At 33.2% G+C, this 20859-nt stretch carries 17 protein-coding genes; 16 read left to right on the plus strand and 1 reads right to left on the minus strand.

Annotation, left to right across the window (positions count from 1 at the left end; translation table 11 throughout):
* Nucleotides 1-36: 36 nt before the first annotated feature.
* Both HN014_RS16305 and HN014_RS16310 read left to right on the plus strand, forming a co-directional pair.
* Nucleotides 37-387 (plus strand): 4Fe-4S dicluster domain-containing protein, encoded by a 351-nt coding sequence (locus tag HN014_RS16305; protein WP_176029913.1) that lies wholly within the window; start codon nucleotides 37-39, stop codon nucleotides 385-387.
* A gap of 128 nt (nucleotides 388-515) precedes the next feature.
* Nucleotides 516-1127, plus strand: a complete 612-nt coding sequence (locus HN014_RS16310; RefSeq protein WP_176029914.1) for an outer membrane beta-barrel protein — start codon at nucleotides 516-518, stop codon at nucleotides 1125-1127.
* Between the two features lie 52 nt (nucleotides 1128-1179).
* Here HN014_RS16310 and HN014_RS16315 read toward each other — a convergent pair whose 3' ends face one another.
* Nucleotides 1180-4005, minus strand: coding sequence for a TonB-dependent receptor (locus HN014_RS16315; RefSeq protein ID WP_176029915.1), 2826 nt, complete (start codon nucleotides 4003-4005; stop codon nucleotides 1180-1182).
* Nucleotides 4006-4348: 343 nt separating this feature from the next.
* Between HN014_RS16315 and ychF the strand changes: the two genes are divergently transcribed.
* From ychF to HN014_RS16385, 14 genes are all read left to right on the plus strand, one after another.
* The gene (gene ychF, locus HN014_RS16320) at nucleotides 4349-5443 is read left to right on the plus strand and encodes a redox-regulated ATPase YchF (protein WP_176029916.1); all 1095 of its coding nucleotides are present in this window, start codon (nucleotides 4349-4351) and stop codon (nucleotides 5441-5443) included.
* 124 nt (nucleotides 5444-5567) lie between these two features.
* Nucleotides 5568-6464, plus strand: coding sequence for a DMT family transporter (locus HN014_RS16325; RefSeq protein ID WP_176029917.1), 897 nt, complete (start codon nucleotides 5568-5570; stop codon nucleotides 6462-6464).
* Between the two features lie 154 nt (nucleotides 6465-6618).
* Nucleotides 6619-8823 carry an ATP-binding protein gene (locus HN014_RS16330; protein ID WP_176029918.1) on the plus strand — a complete coding sequence of 735 codons (2205 nt, stop codon included), beginning with the start codon at nucleotides 6619-6621 and terminating at the stop codon, nucleotides 8821-8823.
* Nucleotides 8824-8840: 17 nt separating this feature from the next.
* Nucleotides 8841-9353: an RNA polymerase sigma-70 factor gene (locus tag HN014_RS16335; protein WP_176029919.1), complete on the plus strand. Its 513-nt coding sequence runs from the start codon at nucleotides 8841-8843 to the stop codon at nucleotides 9351-9353.
* 67 nt (nucleotides 9354-9420) lie between these two features.
* Complete coding sequence (locus HN014_RS16340) at nucleotides 9421-9804, plus strand: hypothetical protein (RefSeq protein WP_176029920.1); 384 nt, start codon at nucleotides 9421-9423, stop codon at nucleotides 9802-9804.
* A 320-nt stretch (nucleotides 9805-10124) separates the two neighbouring features.
* Nucleotides 10125-10436, plus strand: a complete 312-nt coding sequence (locus HN014_RS16345) for a hypothetical protein (protein WP_176029921.1) — start codon at nucleotides 10125-10127, stop codon at nucleotides 10434-10436.
* Between the two features lie 75 nt (nucleotides 10437-10511).
* Nucleotides 10512-11474: a FecR family protein gene (locus tag HN014_RS16350; protein WP_176029922.1), complete on the plus strand. Its 963-nt coding sequence runs from the start codon at nucleotides 10512-10514 to the stop codon at nucleotides 11472-11474.
* Entirely contained in the window at nucleotides 11475-14063 is a 2589-nt protein-coding gene (locus HN014_RS16355; protein WP_176029923.1) for a TonB-dependent receptor, read from the plus strand.
* A gap of 16 nt (nucleotides 14064-14079) precedes the next feature.
* Nucleotides 14080-15006 carry a DUF4249 domain-containing protein gene (locus HN014_RS16360; protein WP_176029924.1) on the plus strand — a complete coding sequence of 309 codons (927 nt, stop codon included), beginning with the start codon at nucleotides 14080-14082 and terminating at the stop codon, nucleotides 15004-15006.
* A gap of 115 nt (nucleotides 15007-15121) precedes the next feature.
* Nucleotides 15122-15586 (plus strand): hypothetical protein, encoded by a 465-nt coding sequence (locus HN014_RS16365; RefSeq protein WP_176029925.1) that lies wholly within the window; start codon nucleotides 15122-15124, stop codon nucleotides 15584-15586.
* Between the two features lie 218 nt (nucleotides 15587-15804).
* Nucleotides 15805-16440 (plus strand): outer membrane beta-barrel protein, encoded by a 636-nt coding sequence (locus tag HN014_RS16370; RefSeq protein WP_176029926.1) that lies wholly within the window; start codon nucleotides 15805-15807, stop codon nucleotides 16438-16440.
* A gap of 259 nt (nucleotides 16441-16699) precedes the next feature.
* Nucleotides 16700-18577: a PDZ domain-containing protein gene (locus HN014_RS16375; RefSeq protein ID WP_176029927.1), complete on the plus strand. Its 1878-nt coding sequence runs from the start codon at nucleotides 16700-16702 to the stop codon at nucleotides 18575-18577.
* Nucleotides 18578-18849: 272 nt separating this feature from the next.
* The gene (locus tag HN014_RS16380; protein ID WP_176029928.1) at nucleotides 18850-19770 is read left to right on the plus strand and encodes a multidrug resistance efflux transporter family protein; all 921 of its coding nucleotides are present in this window, start codon (nucleotides 18850-18852) and stop codon (nucleotides 19768-19770) included.
* A 327-nt stretch (nucleotides 19771-20097) separates the two neighbouring features.
* Nucleotides 20098-20805 (plus strand): hypothetical protein, encoded by a 708-nt coding sequence (locus tag HN014_RS16385; RefSeq protein ID WP_176029929.1) that lies wholly within the window; start codon nucleotides 20098-20100, stop codon nucleotides 20803-20805.
* Nucleotides 20806-20859: the final 54 nt, after the last annotated feature.

Below are 20859 nucleotides of genomic sequence, written 5' to 3' on the forward strand. Positions count from 1 at the left end.
TAATTTTGTAGTACAAATTTAGAAGAAAAAAAAGCTATGGCAATTATTATTACGGATGAATGCATAAATTGCGGAGCATGTGAGCCTGAGTGCCCAAATACCGCTATTTATGAAGGTGCCGACGATTGGAGATATTCCGATGGTACCGAACTGGAAGGAGATGTAGTACTTCCGGGAGGAAAAGAAGTAAACTCTGATGAATCACAAGAACCAATAAGTGACGAAGTATATTATATCGTTCCGGATAAATGTACTGAATGTAAAGGGTTTCATGAAGAACCACAATGTGCAGCTGTATGCCCAGTGGATTGTTGCGTGCCTGATGAGGATATTGAAGAAACAGAAGATTTTTTATTACAGAAACAAGCGTTCATGCACAAATTGTAATATATAACACGTGTTAATAAAGAAGACCTGTCTGTATAGACAGGTTTTTTTATGCCCTTAATTTTTTAGTATTTTCGCAGTGTTGTACATTATTTAACCGAATACAACAGATGTAATTATTTTTATTTATGAAAAGAATAGCACTTTTACTAGTACTAATTATTTCCTCAATGGCTTCTTACGGACAGTATCGATGGGAAGTAACAGGAGGTTTACTCCGATCCAAAATGGATCATCAGAATGTAGAGACTGTTTTTAGTAATGGTTTTTATTTAAATGCCGGCTATGGATATATGTTGGATAACAGAGCCAGATCCAGTATTGTATTTTCTTTTGAATTATTACAGCGAAATAGTAAAATAACCGAGAGTAATACTGGATTAGGAGTTGCCTATGGAGATCAGTTTCAAGCACTACAGGTAGGGTTCAGTCCTAAGTTTCGGTATTTTATAGGAGGAGAAGAGTTCAGAGTCTTTGCTAATGTAGGACCTTCTTTTAGAGTAAATACCGGTTTTGAAATTGGAGATCAGAAATTAGAATCGGATCAATATGAACAAATTATCATTAGTGGTGTTTATGGAGTAGGAGCAAGTTGGGGAATTGGAGAAATGGTAGATGTGATGGCAGAAGCAGGGATCACAAATGATTTCGTAGATAACCTGGTAGATGTAGAAAGTAAATTTTTTGATTATTATGCCCGTATAGGAATTAGGTTCAGGATATACGATGCAACGAGATAAAATAAAAAAACCTGCACAAAGCAGGTTTTTTTTGTTATATAATTCACGTTTTTTAAAACTTATAATTCATCGACAGATTGAATAACGTCCCTAATTGACTAAAGTGGTATCCATCATATGTCATTTGAGAATATCGCTGGTTAAAGGTAATCAGGTTTGATTGATTTTTAACCTGTGCAGGGTCATTCAGGATCGCTTCTCCGGCAGCATTTCTTGCTTTAAATTCCCATTCAGGCAGTACATTCAGAATATTATTTATATTAAGGTTAAATGTAAGGTTATCTGTAGCATTATAATTCACTCCTAGATCTGTTACAATTTTAGGGATAAATTCGGTTTTTAGGTCATTGCTCATCCCTTGCTGTCTGAACGTCGTTTTACCGAAGTATGTGTTGTTTAAAGAGAAACCAAACTGACCTACTTTATAATTAGTCCCCAGGATCCATTTTGTTATTGGTCTGGAGGTAAAGAATAAGGCTTCCTGGGTATCATTTACAACAGATTGTCCTGCATTGGCTATTAAGGTAGGGTTTTTTACATCTCCGTCTCTTTCGTTTTCAATAGTATAGTTACCAGAAAGACTAAAACCAAGAGTTCCGGAACCTACTTCAATGTTTCTATAGCTGGCTACTACATCTATACCAGAAGTTCTAGTGTCTAATGCATTAACAAAGAAACTTACATCAGATAGGTTGTTGTCCTGTAATACCTGATCCAGTGGAGTATTTCCAGCTTCTGTTCCAGTAATTTCTGTACTTAATACAATTCGGTCTTTTACCTGAATGTTATAGTAGTCAAATGTAAAATTGATATTTCTGTTTAATTTTGCTCCAAAACCTACCGTAATATTGGTTGACTTTTCTGCGTCTAATTTTGGAATTGCCAGTAATCTAGCCTGAGGGGATACATTATTGATTAATCCACCTACCTGTATTCCCTGTCCAGGAACAAAACTAAATTGTGCTTTTTGGGTGTAAATTTGATGTAATGTAGGGGCTCTGAAACCAGTTGATGCAGAGGCTCTTATCGTTAATTTGTCATCAAGGAACTTGTATCGGGTACTCAATTTCCAGACAAATGCTTCTCCAAAATCGCTATAGTCTTCTAAACGAATGGTTCCGTTAACAAGGAAATCTTTTGTAATATCAGCAGAGATATCGAAATATCCTCCAAAGTTATAGCGATTGAATTTTCCAGAGTTTTCAGGACGGTTTCCAGCAAAAGAATCTGCACCTCCTCCGTCATATGAAGCTAAATCACCTTCAATGATCTCGAATGTTTCTGTTCTAAACTCCGCACCAAAACCAATACTAACTTGTTCTGATAATAACTTGGCAATATCGATATTTCCGACACTATGTCTAAATTTTGTACCACCCGGATCAAATGAAATAGGACTGTTTTCTCTATACTTAAAATCTCCTTGTAATAGTTCAACTCCTTCATTAGGATCTACGGTACCATCATTATTAAGATCGTATGGTGTAAGATCTACAGTTCCATTATTATTTATATCTCCAAGATATGTATCTGGGTTTCTTACATCACTTCTGTTATGAGAGTTGTTTACGGAATAGTCTTGTGAGTTTCCTCCTGTAGTATAACTGATATCGTAGTTCCATCCGTTTTTCTTAGTTTTGAAACCTATCGTACCGTTATAATCATTTAAGTCCCCTTCAAAAGTAGGAAGATACCCGATATATTCACCATTTGGTCCATTCGGAAAAAAGTCAGCTAAGTATGGGAAGTCACTTTCGGTTCTCCAGTATGGAGTTCTGTAGTTAGCAAAACTATTTACCTTTTTATAAACATAGGCAGCATTAAAATATAATTCAGAGTCTTCATTTACATTGTATGCTCCATTTACCAGAAACTTAGAAGCTGCAGTTTCTGGAGAACCATTGATATTTCCAGCATCAGGATGTAACCTTAGAAAGGCTTCTACATCTGCTATGTCTGCTTCGAAATCGGCAGCTTCTCCTGCTGCATCAACAGTACCCGGACGATTTGCCAGGTTTACTTTGGACAGGTCTATAGTATAATTAATATATCCTTTATCATCTCCTATAGTACTTCCGTTATTAAGACTAAAAGCGATAGATTCTCCATCTCCTTCAGAAGTAATTCCTGTACGTAAGGTTGCAGAACCTTGATTCACATCATCTTTCAGGATAATATTCATTACCCCAGCAATTGCATCAGATCCATATTGAGCAGATGCTCCGTCACGTAAAATTTCTACTCGTTTGATCGCATCAGTTGGAATCGCCGAGATATCAGCTCCAGTTTCACCTCTACCAGGAGATGTTTGTGTATATAATAGCGCACTTAGATTTTTTCGTTTTCCGTTAATCAGAATTAAAGTTCTACTAGGTCCCATATTTCGGATTTCATATGGATCTAATAAGGAGGTAGCATCATTAACAGGCGTTTGTACGGTGTTAAATGATGGAATTTTGTATTGCAGTGCTTTATCGAATGTGATTTGACCAGTAGAAGAAAGTTCTTTAGCCGGTAAAACATCAATAGGAAGAGAGGATGTTGTATTACTTCTGGGTAAGGCTCTGGAACCAACCAATAATACTTCTTCTAATTCATCTCCACTAGCAAGTGTTACATCAATTACAGTTTGACTACCTACGGCAACTTCTTTTGTGGTAAAACCAACATAACTGAATACCAAAGTAGCACCTGCATCGACATCAATGGAATATTTTCCATTAAAATCAGAAGAAGCTCCGTTATTTGTCCCTTTTTCTATAATATTAACTCCAGGTAAGGGAGAACCATTAGAATCCGTAATGGTACCTGTGACGGTCTGTTGGGCTAAACAAACACTGGTTATTAAGCCAAAAAGGATGATTGTGAATTTTTTCATAAAAGAATATTTAAATTAATTTGACGCTAAATATATTTAAAAACTATTGTTTATTAACATAAAAATATGAGGAATTGCTAATAAACGGTTAAGTTTATTGATTAAAAATAATTTTTAATGTTAAAACATTAGCGGTTTTTCCGTAATTCAATTATGTTTTTACATCAATAATTTGATTGGTTTTAGAATGAAAACAGGATAAAGATTATGAAAGCACTAAAGATGTGTTGTATTCAGAAAATTAATATTGTTTTCTATAGAGGAATACTCTTATCTTTGCTCTCTTTAAAAAAATAGAATACGTTATATCTTATTTTTAGATTACAAATAATTTAATACAACTATGAAAGCAGGAATTGTAGGGTTACCCAATGTAGGAAAATCTACTTTGTTTAATTGTTTATCGAATGCAAAAGCCCAAAGTGCTAATTTTCCTTTTTGTACTATAGAACCTAACATAGGAGTGGTAAACGTTCCGGATCCTCGATTAGAAAAATTAGAAGATTTAGTAAATCCGGAAAAAGTAATCCCTGCTACTGTAGAAATTGTTGATATCGCAGGATTGGTAAAGGGAGCTAGTAAAGGAGAAGGGTTAGGAAATCAATTTCTGGGAAATATTCGCGAGACGGATGCTATTATTCATGTTTTGAGATGTTTTGAGAATGATAATATAGTTCATGTGGATGGGTCTGTAGATCCGATAAGAGATAAAGAAACTATTGATATTGAGTTGCAACTTAAAGATTTAGAAACAGTTGATAAAAAACTGGATAAGGTAAAAAGAGCAGCAAAAACAGGAAATAAAGAAGCCCAAAAAGAAGAAGCTGTTTTATTAAAGCTGAAAGAAGGTTTGGAATCAGGAGTCTCTGTTAGGGCAATAGAGGTATCTGAAGATGATCATTTAGCATATGTAAAACCATTACAGTTTATTACAGATAAGCCTGTGTTATATGTATGTAATGTAGACGAAGGAGCTGCTACTAAAGGAAATGCATATGTGGATAAAGTAAAAGAAGTAGTAGCATCAGAAAATGCAGAAGTCATTATTTTGGCTGTGGCTACAGAAGCAGATATTACAGAATTGGAAGATTATGAAGAAAGACAGTTATTCTTACAAGATATGGGATTAGAGGAACCAGGAGCTTCTGTATTAATTAGGGCAGCATATAAGCTATTAAATCAACAGACGTATTTTACCGCAGGAGTAAAAGAGGTAAGAGCCTGGACAATTCCTATTGGCGCAACTGCCCCTCAGGCAGCCGGAGTTATTCACACAGATTTTGAGAAAGGTTTTATTAGAGCCGAGGTGATAAAATATGAAGACTTTGTTTCGTATGGAAGTGAAGCGAAAGTAAAAGAAGCAGGAAAATTAGGTGTAGAAGGGAAAGCATATGTCGTTGGAGATGGAGATGTGATGCATTTCTTATTTAATGTCTAAAATTAAAATATAAAAAAATAGAAAGAGAGCCTTTTGATAATTCAAAAGGCTTTTTTTATTGGGAATCGTAATTCATATTTATTTCGTAGTTCCTATGTTATTTCAAAGAAGTTATTTTGGTTTTATGAAAACAAATAGTAGCACATATACAGGAATCGTATTCGCTATTTTGGGAGTTATTCTTTTCTCGGCAAAAGCAGTGCTTGTAAAAATGGCGTATGAATATCAGATTTCTTCAGAACATTTATTATTGTTTAGAATGATCTTCTCATTACCGTTCTATATTGTTATCGGTATATGGAGTCGTCTGAAACATCCAGAAAAAGTAACACAATCAGACTATGGCTGGGTTTTGTTTTTTGGAGTAATTGGATACTATTTAGCTAGTTACTTTGATTTTTTGGGATTACAATATATAAAGGCAGGTTTAGAACGAATTATTCTTTTTATCTATCCGACGCTGGTTCTTCTGATTTCTCGGTTCTTTTTTAAGAAGAAAATAAGTAATAGGCAGTTGATCGCTATAGGGATAACTTATGTGGGAGTCACAATAACATTCTGGGAGGAGGTGGGAGCCAACTCTTCACACTTAGAACTAGGGGCATTTTTAATATTTCTAAGCGCATTAACATATGCATCTTATCTGGTAGGAAGCGGATGGCTTATCCCTAAGTTTGGGGTTGTAACATTTACTTCGTATGTGATGATTGTTTCTTCGATATGTGTACTAGTACAGTATTTGTTGTTTGATAGAGAAGATTTGACAGTTTATCCAACAGAAGTGTATTTAATAGGAGGAATTATGGCAATTTTTTCTACTTTAGCCCCTTCGTATTTGGTTTCGGCGGCTATTGCCAGATTAGGAGCATCTAATTTTTCTATTATAGCGAGTTTAGGACCGGCTTCTACCATTGTATTAGCTTATTTTCTGCTAGGGGAGCAGCTTTCATCTGTACAAATGATCGGATCTGGTATTGTAATAATTGGAATATATATAGTTACGCGAAAAAAAAGACAATAAACACGAATAAAAAAAAGTTATTAATTAATGTGGAAAACAATGTTTTTTAAAAATATTTTTTAGTAACTTAAACAACTAAGGGCAATATTTAATCTAAAAAACTCACAACACTAAATGAATTAAGGGAAAAAATAGAGGAAAATACTGAAATAAAATGAAACGAAATTTGAGAAGGATATTAATGGTGACATATTTGGTGTTTTACTCATTTTTTGCTGCTGTTGCCCAAAAAAAGCCTACCCATGTAGTTAATGATAGCTTGCAAAAACTCATAGAAAGATCACATATACTTATTGAAGAATACCGTATAAAAGAATCAATTGATTATGCAATAAAAGCAACAAATTATGCATATGAAATTAATAGTGATTATTACAAAAGTAGAGCCTATTTCCTCTTAGGGACCAATTATGAGGTACTGGTAGATTTCAAAAGTTCCGAAAAAAATTATAGAAAAGCACTGAGGTATGCAGAGCTAGCTAAAGATTCTACATTGATTTTATGGAATCTTAATGGTCTTGGGAATGTATACTCTGATGGCTATAATAACCTCGAAGAGTCGTTAAAATTCTATAATAGAGCCAGAGAAATAGGTCGATCAGTAGACGATAGTTATCAGTATGCTACTCCATTAATCAACCTAGCCTGGACATATATAGATAGAAAAGAATTTGATAAAGCGTATGCATACCTGCTAGAAGCAGATAAGCTTTTAAAGTTAATTGGGGATGATAGTATGTTCTGTAATGTAAAATATCTTTTTGGAAGATATTACATGAGCAAAAAAAAGCTAGCTATCGCCAAAAAATGTTTTAACGAAGCCATAGAAATGGCTCGAAAAAATGATATGCTGATAGAGTTATCAGATGTTTATAAAGCACGCTCGGAGCTGTATTTTAATCAAGGAGATTATAAAAATGCCTACTATGATCTAAAGACATATGAGCATTTCAAGGATAGATTGTACAATAAAGAACAACTAAAACAAATAGAAATAGCCAAAGTTAGTTTTAGTGTAGCCGAATATGAAAGGGAGTTAGAATCTGCTAAAAAAGAAAAAAACTATCAGGCAAGTGTAGCGCGAAATAATAGAAGTATTAATGTCATTTCTGTTGTGGGGTTAATTTCATTGCTGGGAGCAGTATTCTTTTTTAATAAAGTGTATCGTTCTGAAAAGAAATTAAGTGAAGTGCTCAAAGAAAAAAATCAGGAGTTAATAGAAGCTAAAAAAGAAGCAGAAAAGTTGACCCTGATGAAATCTCAGTTTATTTCTACGGTGAGCCACGAATTGAGAACTCCCTTGTATGGAGTGGTAGGAATTACATCACTCTTACTCGAAGATAATCGGGTATTAGGAAAACACCGAAAATTATTAGATTCTTTAAAATTTTCAGGAGACTACTTATTAAACCTGGTAAATAATGTGCTCCAGATTAGTAAAATAGAGTCTAAGAAAATAAAACTGACAGAAACACCAACCAATATTTTAAAGCTGTCCAGAAATTTATTAAACTCATTCGAATATCAGGCAAAAAGTAAAAACAATGAATTAGTCTTAGAAGTATCAGAAGATATCCCTAAATCATTAATGGTAGACTCTCTTCGCCTGTCGGAGATACTGGTTAATTTAATAGGAAATGCTTCTAAGTTTACAGATGACGGAAAAATATGGTTGCGAATTAATACTCAGTCAGTAACAGATACCCATGCGGTTTTAAAGTTTGAGGTAGAGGATAATGGGGTAGGAATACCTGAAGATAAGAAAGAATATGTGTTTGAAAAGTTTTCTCAAATACATAGCAAGACCAATACATCAGAGGGAACTGGTTTAGGACTTTCCATTGTAAAAAACTTGCTCAAAACAATGAATAGTGATATTCATCTGGAAAGTTGTGAAGGAAAAGGAACGAAATTTTTCTTCGATATAGAATTGAAAATAGTAGCAGAAAAAGAAGAACCAGATAACATAGAGGTATCCAGAGAAGTGGAAAGGAAAAAAATCCTAGTAGCAGAAGACAATAAAATAAACCAGATTGTTACTCAAAACCTGTTAAAAATTATAGGATATGAATGTGTTATTGTAGAGAATGGATTTAATGCAAAACGTATGGTCGAAGAATACGATTTTGACCTTGTTTTAATGGATCTGAATATGCCATATATGGATGGTGTAGAAGCTACCAAGCAGATTCGGGAGTTTAATACCAGCATTCCTATCATAGCGTTAACAGCCTCGGAATTAGGTGAGGTTCAGGAAGAATGCTTTGAAATCGGAATGAATGATATCATAAATAAACCGTTAAATAAAGATGATTTGAAAAATATAATTCTAAAAAATTTATCTTTACAGCGTGAATAGACCCAAAAAAATTCCAATTGTCAATCAAAGATTTATTTCAGGAGTATTATAGTCCCTTATGTAATTATGCGACTAAAATTGTCAATAACAATGATATTGCAGAAGATATTGTGCAAGGGTTGTTTATACAATTATGGGAAAATGATAAGGTTACTACTATAGATAAACCAGAGCGCTTTCTCCTGAGAAGTACAAAATTTAAATGTATTGATTATTTACGGAAACAAACTACTCAAAAAGAAGTAGCAGTTGATTCTTTTTCTGATTTTGGAACTGTAGAAACTGCAGATATGGATGAACAGGATATTGAACCGCTACTATTGTTTTTTGCTTCTAAACTCCCACCCAAAACCAGAGAAGTGTTTCTTTTAAGTAGAAAATCCGGTCTGACATACAGAGAAATAGCAGAAGAACAAGGAGTATCGATAAAAACAGTCGAAAACCAAATGGGAAAAGCTTTAAAAGAAATGAGAAGCCTTCTCAAAACTCATGATTTCTTCGCATTATTAGTTCTACTTAAAATTTTTTAATCCCAGAATAGGGGAGGGACTGTTTTCTTACGACATAAAGTAAAAGAACTATTAAAGATGTTGCTTTATGTATAGTATAAATTATGTTTTGTCTAAATCAATCTTAGGAAAAAATAATCATCAGGAGCAAATGATGATTATGCAATTCAAAGAGAGAATCAAAAACGAATTTCTAATCTATGATTTAGAGACCTATGTGACGACTCGGTTGGACAATGAATATTTAGGTACCTTACTTCAATATTTTGCTTGTAAGCTTTCTCCAAATATAAGAGAGTTCTTTTTTGAAAAAAATAAAGAAAATATATCGTACCTGGAAATGTTTACACAATTTTCCGTAAAAGATGATTCTATACAAAGTCAGATTGAGAAAACTTTCAGACATATGTATAAAATCCTAAGCAGACATGATTTTCTTATTTTGATTTATTTATTAGGAATTATAGCTTAAAAATAAGATAAATATTAAAAAAAGAAATCCACCTATAGGGGTGTTTTCTTTTTTTATTCGACATAGAAATAAACAAATTAATATGATGTACCCAAAAAAAAACACTTTCTCAGAAAGAACTTTTTATGAGAAAAACGAGAAACCAGCTTTGTTAATGAATTTATTAGGAATTAAAAATCGCGAGGAAGTTTTGATATATGATTTGTACGAACCTTTGAGGAATTTAGATCTAGGATAATTTTTTTGCTCAATGGTGTTTTCGAGCACAAATTAAATATCGGCTATCTTTTAATAGGGTAATACCCATAAAAAGGATCGATATGAAACTATATGTGTTACTTATGATTGCTTTTATAGCAGTATCAGACTCAAATGAGTTACGATTTGATATCATAAAAAGATGTGATAATATTAATGAAATATCAGTTGTCTTTCCGTTTTTTAGTAATTTAGATGGAGGCTTGCTAAAAATAGAAAAGAATTCTCGGGAAGGAAGAGAGAAGCGCCTTTGTAAAAAGAATACTAAATGCTCTTTTCAAAACGAGAATGAAGAATTTACTGCAATGTTTGATAAAATGACGAGAGAGTTATATGATATCATGGTTTTTGACCAACCAACGAGATACAATTAAAAAAAAGAAGCTCGGAATAGGGGGGTGGTCAATTTTTATCGACATATTAGTGTAGCCATCTAAGAACACCAGAATATGGATAATTTTTATGAAATATTATCAAAGCACTTTTTAAAAGAAACAACAGCTGCAGAAGAAGCACAAGTAAGTTTGTTTATAGAGCAAAATAAAACTGAATATCTAATGCTTAAGCGGCTATGGGACTTAGAAGGGGCAGAGGTTAATATAACTGATTTTGATACAAAAACAGCATTGGATAAGATCGAAAAAGCTGTTCAGGCTAGAAAAAAAGAAACGCCCAAAGTCATTCCATTATATACGTATCTAAGAAGAATAGCTGCGATATTAGTAGTGCTATTTATGGTTACTGCTGCCGGCTATTATTTGTATTCGGATATGACTGAGGAGAACATTGTTATAGCAGAAAATACGAATACCTCAAAAGGAAAAGAAGTTATACTGGCTGATGGAACAAAGGTATGGTTAAATAAAAATGCAACACTACAATATCCGAATCGATTTTCTTCTAGTATAAGAAATGTGGAGCTAAAAGGAGAAGCGTTCTTTGATGTAGCAGAAAATAAAGAGAAACCTTTCGTAATTACAATGAATGATTCAGAAGTAACAGTACTGGGAACTTCATTCAATATTAAAAACGATAGTACAGAAACAAAAGTGACAGTAGCAACGGGAAAAGTTGGGGTAAAAGCATCTCATATAAATGCTTCTGTTGTGGTGACTCCCGGATATACTGCATTCCTGAATGCTCATGAACTAGTAGCATATGAAAACAGAGACAAAAATTTTATGTCTTGGAAGACAGGAATATTCGAGTTTAATAATACACCGCTTACCGAAGTAATAACATATCTTAATCAATATTACGAAAAACAAATTAGTGTAGTTGATGAAACATCAATAGATTGTAATTTATCAACCAAGTTTAGTAAAATAGCCCTTTCAGAAGTTATCGAAATTTTAAGAATTACATGTGGAATTCAGATAATAGAAGAAAAAGAGGGTTATAAAATAGAATAAATGCGACAACTTATTTGGATTTTATTCACTTTCTGTATTGCAAAAACAATACAAGCGCAAGAGAGTGGTATTTCAATAGTATTAGAAAATATAACAATAAAAGAAGCATTAGAAAAATTAGAAAAGAATACCAAAAAAGGTTCATTTTCTTTCAATAATAATCTGAAATCGCTTCAAAATAAAATAGATAAAACGTATGTAAATAAAAGTCTAGATTACATATTAAAAGAGATATTATCCCCGGCGTTTCTTTCCTATAAATATATAGGAGAAACAGTCGTGATTTTTGAAGTAGAACCTCCAAAAAAATATACTATTTCAGGATATATTAAAGATAAAGATAGTCAGGAGTTATTACCAGGAGTTGCGATCTACGCAACCTCTTTACAGAAAGGAGTAATAACCAATGGATATGGTTTTTATTCATTGACATTACCAGAGGGGACACATGAAATTACATATTCGTTTTTAGGGTTTAAAACAATCTCCAGAGACATTGTTTTGACATCAAACATACAAGAAGATTTTTTTATGGAAGAAGATATTACATATCTCAATGAAGTAGTGGTAGTCTCTGATAAAAAAGAAAAAGAAAAAGAAAGCAGATCTTCTCAGATGAGTGAAATAGGGTTACCGATAAAACAAGCACAAGATGTTCCCATGTTATTAGGAGAAAAAGATATGCTCAAGGTATTTCAGTTAATGCCGGGAGTACATGCAGGAGCAGAAGGGAATACCGGGCTGTACGTAAGAGGAGGAGGACCAGATCAGAATCTGATTATATTGGATGATGCTACCGTGTATAATGTAAATCACGTTTTGGGGCTGTTTTCAGTATTTAGTGGAGATGCATTAAAAAGTGCAAAATTATACAAAGGTGCCTTTCCAGCCAGATATGGGGGGCGTTTATCATCTGTTATTGATATGAGAATGATAGAAGGGAATAAAAAAGAATATCACGGAAAAATAGGAATAGGATTAATCTCTTCGAATGTTACCTTAGAAGGACCAATTAAGAAAAATAAAAGTTCCTTTTTGTTTTCAGGAAGGAGAAGTTATATCGATTTAATTGTAAGACCTCTTGTTAAAAAAGATGATATACGTCCGACACTTAGTTTTTTTGATATGAACATGAAAGTCAATTTTGAACTGGGTAAAAAAGATAAGTTGTATGCCAGTGGGTATTTTGGACGGGATAGTTTTGGTTCAGAAGAAAAAGATAAAGTTTTTGGAGATGATTTTTCAGAAATGTCATGGGGAAATGCAACTACAACCCTTCGATGGAACCACCAATTCAATGCCAAAAGTTTTGCCAATACCTCTTTAATCTATAGTGATTATTCTTTCTATATTAAAACAGAGAGAAGTTTGGAAAAAAATACTGTCGCAACCATGTATGAATCGAATATAAGGGATTTGGGGATTAAGTATGACATGGATATAATACCATCTCTGGAACATCATATTCGAACAGGAGTACATTTTACAAATCACGAATTTAATCCAGGGGTATTATCAGTAGACCATTCGAGCAATGCTTCGACTTTTCTGGGAAGAAAATATATCAATAATGAGTTGGCAGTTTATGTAGAAGATGACTGGAAAATAACCCAACGATTGAAGGCTAATATCGGAGCGCGGATCAGTAGTTTTAAAAGCGGGAGTAAAATTTATATTAAACCAGAACCACGGATATCATTCGGTTATAGAATACAAAAAAACCTGGCAATAAAAGCCTCTTATTCATCAATGAATCAATATGTGCATTTATTAACCAGTTCCGGAGCTTTATTACCCACAGATTTATGGGTACCATCTACCGAAAAAATCCGACCCCAATCTTCAAAACAACTAGCAATAGGAGCAATAAAAGATTTTAAAAATAATATATCACTTTCAATAGAATCGTATTATAAAAAATCAGACAATGTAATAGGTTATAAGGAAGGAGCTGGTTTTTTGGGAACAAATTCATCAAGTGTAGAACAATTCGATTTTAATGAAGTAGTAACATCGGGAAAAGCATGGGCATACGGAACAGAGTTTTTTTTACAAAAGAAATTTGGAAAGTTTTCTGGGTGGATTGGGTATGCATTATCCTGGTCAGAACGACAATTTGATGACGTTAATTTTGGGAAAAAGTTTTTAGCAAAATACGATAGAAGACATGATGCATCTGTCGTATTGAGTTATAAACCGAGCAAGAAAATAACATTAGGAGCGAATTGGATATATGGATCAGGAAATAACTATAGCTTGGCTAATGGAGGTATTAAAACTGTTTTTAATACTCCGATTAATGATTTGTACAGACCCAATGGAGACGATGTTATCGGTAATCTAGGGGTTTTTAGTCAAAAAAATGATTTTAGAGGAGAGAGTACACATCGATTGGATCTAGGGATTCAGTTTCACAAACAGAAGAAAGGAAGAAAAAGAACTTGGGAGATTAGTATATATAATGCGTATGCCAGATATAACCCTTTTGGGTATCGAATAAAGAAAAATTACGATTCTAATTTGTATGAATTACAGCGTATATCTCTATTGGGGATTATTCCTTCTTTTTCATACAAATTAGAATTTTAAAAAAAAACATAAGATCATGAAGAATATACAGTTATTTTATGGGGTACTATGCATAGCGCTAATATGCAGTTCATCCTGTGAAAAAGAAGTAGATTTATCAGATAGATTAGACATATATGGAGAAAAAATAGTAGTGTTTGGTTTTATATCACCTCAAGAAGATACTATAAAGATAAATGTGTCAAAATCATTTAATAGAGCTGATCAGTTAGGATTGGAAGACACCTTACTGGATGATTTATTGGTTAAAGATGCCAAAGTAACCATTGAGGGAAATGGACTGAGAAAAGAGTTATCATATAACCCGGTTCGTAAGAAATATATGTTGCCAGGTACTGAGTTTCCTATAAAAGAAGGGCAGATGTATACCCTGGAAGTTATAGTAGATGGTTTCCAAAAAGTGACAGCAGAGACAACCATCCCTTCTATGAATACTACAATTTTGGAACCTAAGTTTTTTTCTGGGGGAACAAATCAGACAGAAAATGTGTTTTTTCAGATCGGGGATATACCAGATCAAGAGAACTATTATATTGTGTTTGCTACAGATACTTACGAAACTTCGGATGGACCTTCAGATGGTACAGAAAGGGCGATATCTTTTGGGATTAATAGTGATATGCTTGATAATTTTTATTCAGAGATATCTGATGAAATTTATCCGTCGCCTAAATTTCTAACCGATAAAAGATCTCCTGATGGAATTATCGATTTCTATGGAAAGGCCTTGTTTACTAGAGATGAAGGACAGAAGATGAGAATTAAAACATATCTATACACCGTCGATAAACTGTATTATGATTTCCATAAATTGTTGTCAGAATACAATCCTAATCACCCATTCTATGAACCCTCCAATTTTAGAAGTAATGTTACTAATGGAATTGGCGTGTTTAGCGGATATCAATTATTCGAACAATCCAATGTTGTAGTCGTCCAATAATCAATCATTTTTTATAACCAACCAGTATAATATATTCTGGTTTTTACACGGTGGTTTGCTTACAAAATGTAGGTAGACAGCCCTTGTATTATTAATTTTTAACGATTTTAAAACTATGAAAAAGAGTATTTTCATTTTTGTAATGACCACTCTATGTATACTCACTTCCTGTGAAAAAGAAGATACACCGATTAAAAGTTCATTATTATCACCACCTAAGTTGGTATTGCCCATCAATAATGCAAAGCGCGTTTTTTTAGAAGGTTTAAAATTAAAATGGACTCCATCGGTTTCTAAAGAAAAAGAAGCGGTTACATATCGGGTAACAATAGTGTATACCTCATTAACTTCTCTGGAAGAAAAATTTGATGTAGGGGAAGAAACCTCATTTGTTTTTTCTCAAAAATTAGCGAGAAGAATTCAACAATTAAATGATTTAAGTATTCTCACAGCTGGAAATCAAGTAGAAGTACTAAATCCAGTACGAGTTTTCTGGAGTGTAGAGGCTATTGATAGTAAAGGGCATGTGAGTGTGTCTGATACCTATAGTTTTACTTTTCTCGAAACAAATAAAAATTAAAATGAATAACCTGAGAACTTCACACCTTTCAAAGTGCACTTAAGTAAGAGCTGGATTGGAGAAAAAGATATCATAGAGAACTTATTAGAAGTAAAGGTTTCTTTTATCGAAAAACACAGCTGTCGAGGTGTAATTTGGATTTTTTAGAGTAATGAAACTTACTCTATGTGTAGAGTACTCAATCTATAAATACCCTAATAATTAATAAATAAATAGTTATGAAAACAATTAAAGTAATTACATTTTTAGTAGTGGCAATCAGTAGTTATACTACTTATGCTCAGGAGAGTAAAAAACATGAAGTGAAAATTGGTTTGGGACTACCTTCATCAAGTTTAATTTTTAAAAACAGTATCAAGAGTGCAGATTTGGGAAAAGATTTTCGTATAAGCCAGGGATTTAATAAGCTAGAAAGTGATTTTAAATCCGGAACAGGAACATTATATCTGGCATACAATCATTCCATATCAGAAAGGTTTCAATTAGGTCTTTTTGTATCGTATGAACAAATTAAAGATGATATTGTTGAGAGACAATTAGTTTCTGACCGAAAAAACCTTTTGGGAAAAAGAGAGCAGGAGCATGGAACAATAGCTATTGAAGCTAATTATAAATACCTAAATAAAGATTGGTTCAAGTTGTATTCAGGTTTAGGACTTGGTTTCACAAATGTCAAAGAAGATTTTAGATCATCAGCGAATAGTAGTGCTGTTTCTTATAAAAAGAATGAAAACCTGATTAACTTTCATGTTACTGCATTGGGAGTGCGATTCGGAAAGCGTCTGGGCGTATCATTAGAAGCAGGATATGGATATAAAGGAATTGGAAATGTGGGAATTTCATATCAATTCTAAAAAAAGAATATAAAAGCATTTAAAAACTCTCTCAGACATAGTTTATCTGGGGGAGTTTTTTATTAATTTGAAATTTTTTAAACTAAAAAAACATGATTAGCTGCGAATTAAAAATAAAAATGTCATTTTAATTTGAGAATATGTAACATTGCCCCATAATAAGCGTCTACTTTTACAATACAATTTATTTTTCTAGGATAGACTGAGAAAGAAGGTTATTATTGTAAAAGTAATTGTATGAAAACAAAAAACTTTATAGATGAAAAATACACTAGCCACAATTTCGATAGGAATGTTACTTGTTGGATGTGGAGCGACTAAACAAATTACAGATGGTGCAACAACTACACCAATAGCTACCTCTATAGACTTGACAAAAGTAGTAGAGGATAAAGTTCCGGTAACCGTAAACCCTGGTAGGTTTACACAGGACACCGTAACATACTTATTGCCACGTGTCGTACAGGGAACATATGCTGTAAGTGATTTTGGGCGATTTGTAGACGATTTTAAAGCATTGGATTATGACGGGAATGAGTTATCTGTAGAAAAAAAGGATGCGAATTCCTGGAGGATTGTCAATGCCAAAGAATTAGATAAAATTACCTATAAGGTTAATGATACGTATGATATAGAAAATAAAGAAGAAGAAATTCCTTTTTCTCCATCAGGAACAAACATAGAACCAGATAACTTCGTACTAAACCTTCACGGATTTATTGGGTATTTTGATGTGTTAAAAAATGCACAGTATTCATTAGATGTATCAGCAGCTAGTTCTATGAAGAGAACTTCTGCATTACAAAAAGTAAGTTCTGTACAAAACGAAGCAAAAACAGTTACTACTGATAAGTATGCAGCAAACCGTTATTTCGATATAACCGATAATCCGATGTTTTATGGAAATCTGGATGTAGAAGAATTTCAGGTAGGAGATATCAAAATTGTATTGAGTGTGTATTCTCCTAATAAAGTACATACTGCAGCAGGGATAAAAGAGACTGTATACAAGATGATGCAGGCGCAGAAGACATATTTAGGAGATATTAATAGTACTCCGAGATACGATATCTATTTATACTTGGCTCCAGCAACAGAAACAGCACCAACAGGGTTTGGAGCCTTAGAGCACCATACCTCTACAGTAGTAGTATTACCAGAACAAATGCCTGCGGATGCTTTAGCGCAATCAATGATTGATGTAGTCTCTCATGAATTCTTTCATATTGTAACTCCTCTAAGTGTACATTCAGAAGATGTTCATTATTTTGATTATGACCAACCGACTTTTTCTAAACATCTTTGGATGTATGAAGGAGTAACTGAATATTTTGCAAGTATTTTTCAGGTAGATCAGGATTTAGTGTCAGAAAAAGAATTCTATAAAAAGATCACTGAAAAAATTGAAACTTCAAAAACGATGGATGATTCCATGAGTTTTACAGTGATGAGTGAAAATATTCTGGAAGACCCTTATGCTCCGAACTATTATAATGTATATCAAAAAGGAGCACTGATAGGAATGTGTATTGATATCCTTATGCGAGAAGAAAGTAATGGTACCAGAGGAATATTATCATTAATGAAAGAGTTATCATTGAAATATGGAAAAAACAAACCTTTTGAAGATGATAAAATTATTGATGAAATTACAGAAATGACATATCCTTCTGTTGGAGAATTTCTAAAAACTCATGTAGTAGGAACAACCCCTATTGATTATCAAAAATTCTTTGATAAAGTAGGATTGGGAAAGAAAGAAGAAAAAGTCGAAACCAATTATATTATGAATAACGGGGCATTAATTCTGGCAGGTAATCAGGAGAAACGAACCATTTACTTTAATGAATTGGTTAAAAATAATAGCTTCTGGGCTGATAATGGAGTTTTACCTAATGATGAGATCGTTTCATTGAATGGGAAAGAAGTAACCATTATGAATGCGCAAGATGTATTAGGAGCAACAATGCAGTGGAAGGAAGGAGACCCGGTTACTCTAAAACTAAATAGAGCAGGTAAAGAAGTAGTGATAGATACCAAAGTTGCCAAGTCTTATACCGTTGGTAAAATACTAGGTACTTTAGAAAACGCGACAGAACAACAACAATCTCTTAGAAAATCTTGGTTAAAAGGATAAAACCTTTCAGGAAAATAAAATAAAAAGCAGCAGTGTTAATTCGATAATTAACACTGCTGCTTTTTTATAGGGATAAATCTATAAGGTTGTCCATATAAAGTATTTTACTGGATAATAAGGTTTAAATGCCTTGAGGATTACTCTGAATATGAATGCCATGTGTATTAGCAAAGAGGAGGTGTGTGCTAATGTTTTGAATTTATATTTCGTTTTTTTACAATTTTCATAACACAATAATATTTTTTTTTGCGGGCCATTAAAAAATATTAGTTATGAAGTTTAGAAAATTAATCCCAATTTTTTTAGGGATATTATCAGCATTGTTCTTTGCAGTCACTTTTGTTTTGAATCGTTTTATGTCTGTATCTGGCGGTCACTGGATATGGAGTGCTTCTTTTCGTTTTTTCTGGATGTTGCCATTATTACTAATTGTAGTAGGAAGCCAACAAAAAATAAAACCATTGATAAGAGAGATCTTAAAAAAACCAAGTAAATGGATGATCTGGAGTACTATTGGTTTTGGGGTATTCTATCTACCACTTACTTTTGCAGCTTCATATGCTCCCTCCTGGTTAATTGCTTGTACCTGGCAGATAACCATTGTTGCAGGACTTATATTAGATACCTTATCCAAAGGGACCTTTTATCATAAAAATAAACAGAAAAAAGGATATCTTTTTTCAGGGATCATATTGACAGGTGTTTTCTTAACTCAAATTGGGCAACTAGAACAAATATCAGGATCCCTTTTGCTTATAAGTGTACTACCGGTGATTCTAGCTGCTTTTGCTTACCCGTTAGGGAATAGAAAAATGATGGAATTAACGAATGGGAAATTGAGTGGATTGCAACGTACTTTAGGAATGACCATAGCAAGTATGCCATTTTGGTTTGTGATAACCATTGTTGGAATTTTCACGGCACCTCAACCCACCATAGTAGAAGTATCTCAAACTTTTATTGTTGCTATAGCATCGGGAGTAATAGCAACTACCTTATTTTTTATGGCTACAGATAAGGTTAGAACAAATAAAAATAGGCTAGCAGCGGTAGAAGCAACTCAAGCAACAGAAGTTGTATTCGCATTTTTAGGAGAGGTAATTCTCTTACAAATACACATGCCCGATGAATATGCAATTATTGGTATGCTACTGATTTGTATAGGAATGGTTTTGCATAGTATTATGTCTTAAGAATATCATAGTTCTTATTCTCAAAGAAATCCTATCTAAATGCTTTAAAAAACAAATAATGAAAATTTATCATCTTCATTATTCTAAAAATCTACTGAAACTATTGCAATTAGGGGAAAAATCCCCCCTTTGAGCTATTGTTTTCTGAAGAAAAGCCTCTTACTTTTACAGAAGTACAATACATATAATATCCATATAGCACTATAAGAAGTACATATGGTTTTTATACTTAATCACATACCTGTTTATTTATAAAAATATGAAATGTACTAGCTTACTTTATCCCCACCATATTACATCTTAAAACTAAAAGAAAAAATCTTGACTATGAACACGCAAGTTATTGGAGAAAAAGGGCAATTATTTTTATTAGAAAACATCAAAAAGAGGTATAACCTTCAACAAACGTTAAGATTAGGTAGGGAAAAAATCATAGATATTGCGCTACAATTAATCAAACAAGACAGAACGATTCGACCAGCTATGACAATTGCTGATTTTGACTTTGTGAGAGTTATGACTAATCAAAGAAAAATAATCGTTTCCTTTGAAAGAAATGTACGATTCGTTCCTATGTATGCTAAGTTTTTTTATGACATACAAGTAGAATTGCCTTCAGGAAAAGTACAATTAAGTGGGTATCGTAATAATTTTTATGGTAATAAAGGGAATTTTTATGAAGCAAGTGGTACCGGATTTTCCTCTAAAACACAACTATATCTTGAATCTGTTGATCATAGAAATATTATTAATAAAGCCATGAAGGTAATTTATGGAGAGCAGGTAGCTATTAATACATATGCCTGGAATATAAAAATGACCATTTTTGAAGAACTAGATCATTATGCTATAGAAGAAAAGCCAGAAAACCCCAATAGCGCATATAAGGGGTCATTTTATAAACTAAGAAAAGATACGGGAGAGATTATAGGTACGCCAATTATAGAAGAGAGTCTGACTTCTGCACCTAGAATTCCTGGAATATCCAGAGAACCTAATCGATTAGAGAGTCTCGGTTTTGTGGAAGTATGGTGATATTTCCGGTATAGGAGAGAAAATTAGATAGCACCTCTAAAAAAGAGGTGCTAT

The organism is Aquimarina sp. TRL1 (assembly GCF_013365535.1).
Classification (GTDB): domain Bacteria; phylum Bacteroidota; class Bacteroidia; order Flavobacteriales; family Flavobacteriaceae; genus Aquimarina; species Aquimarina hainanensis.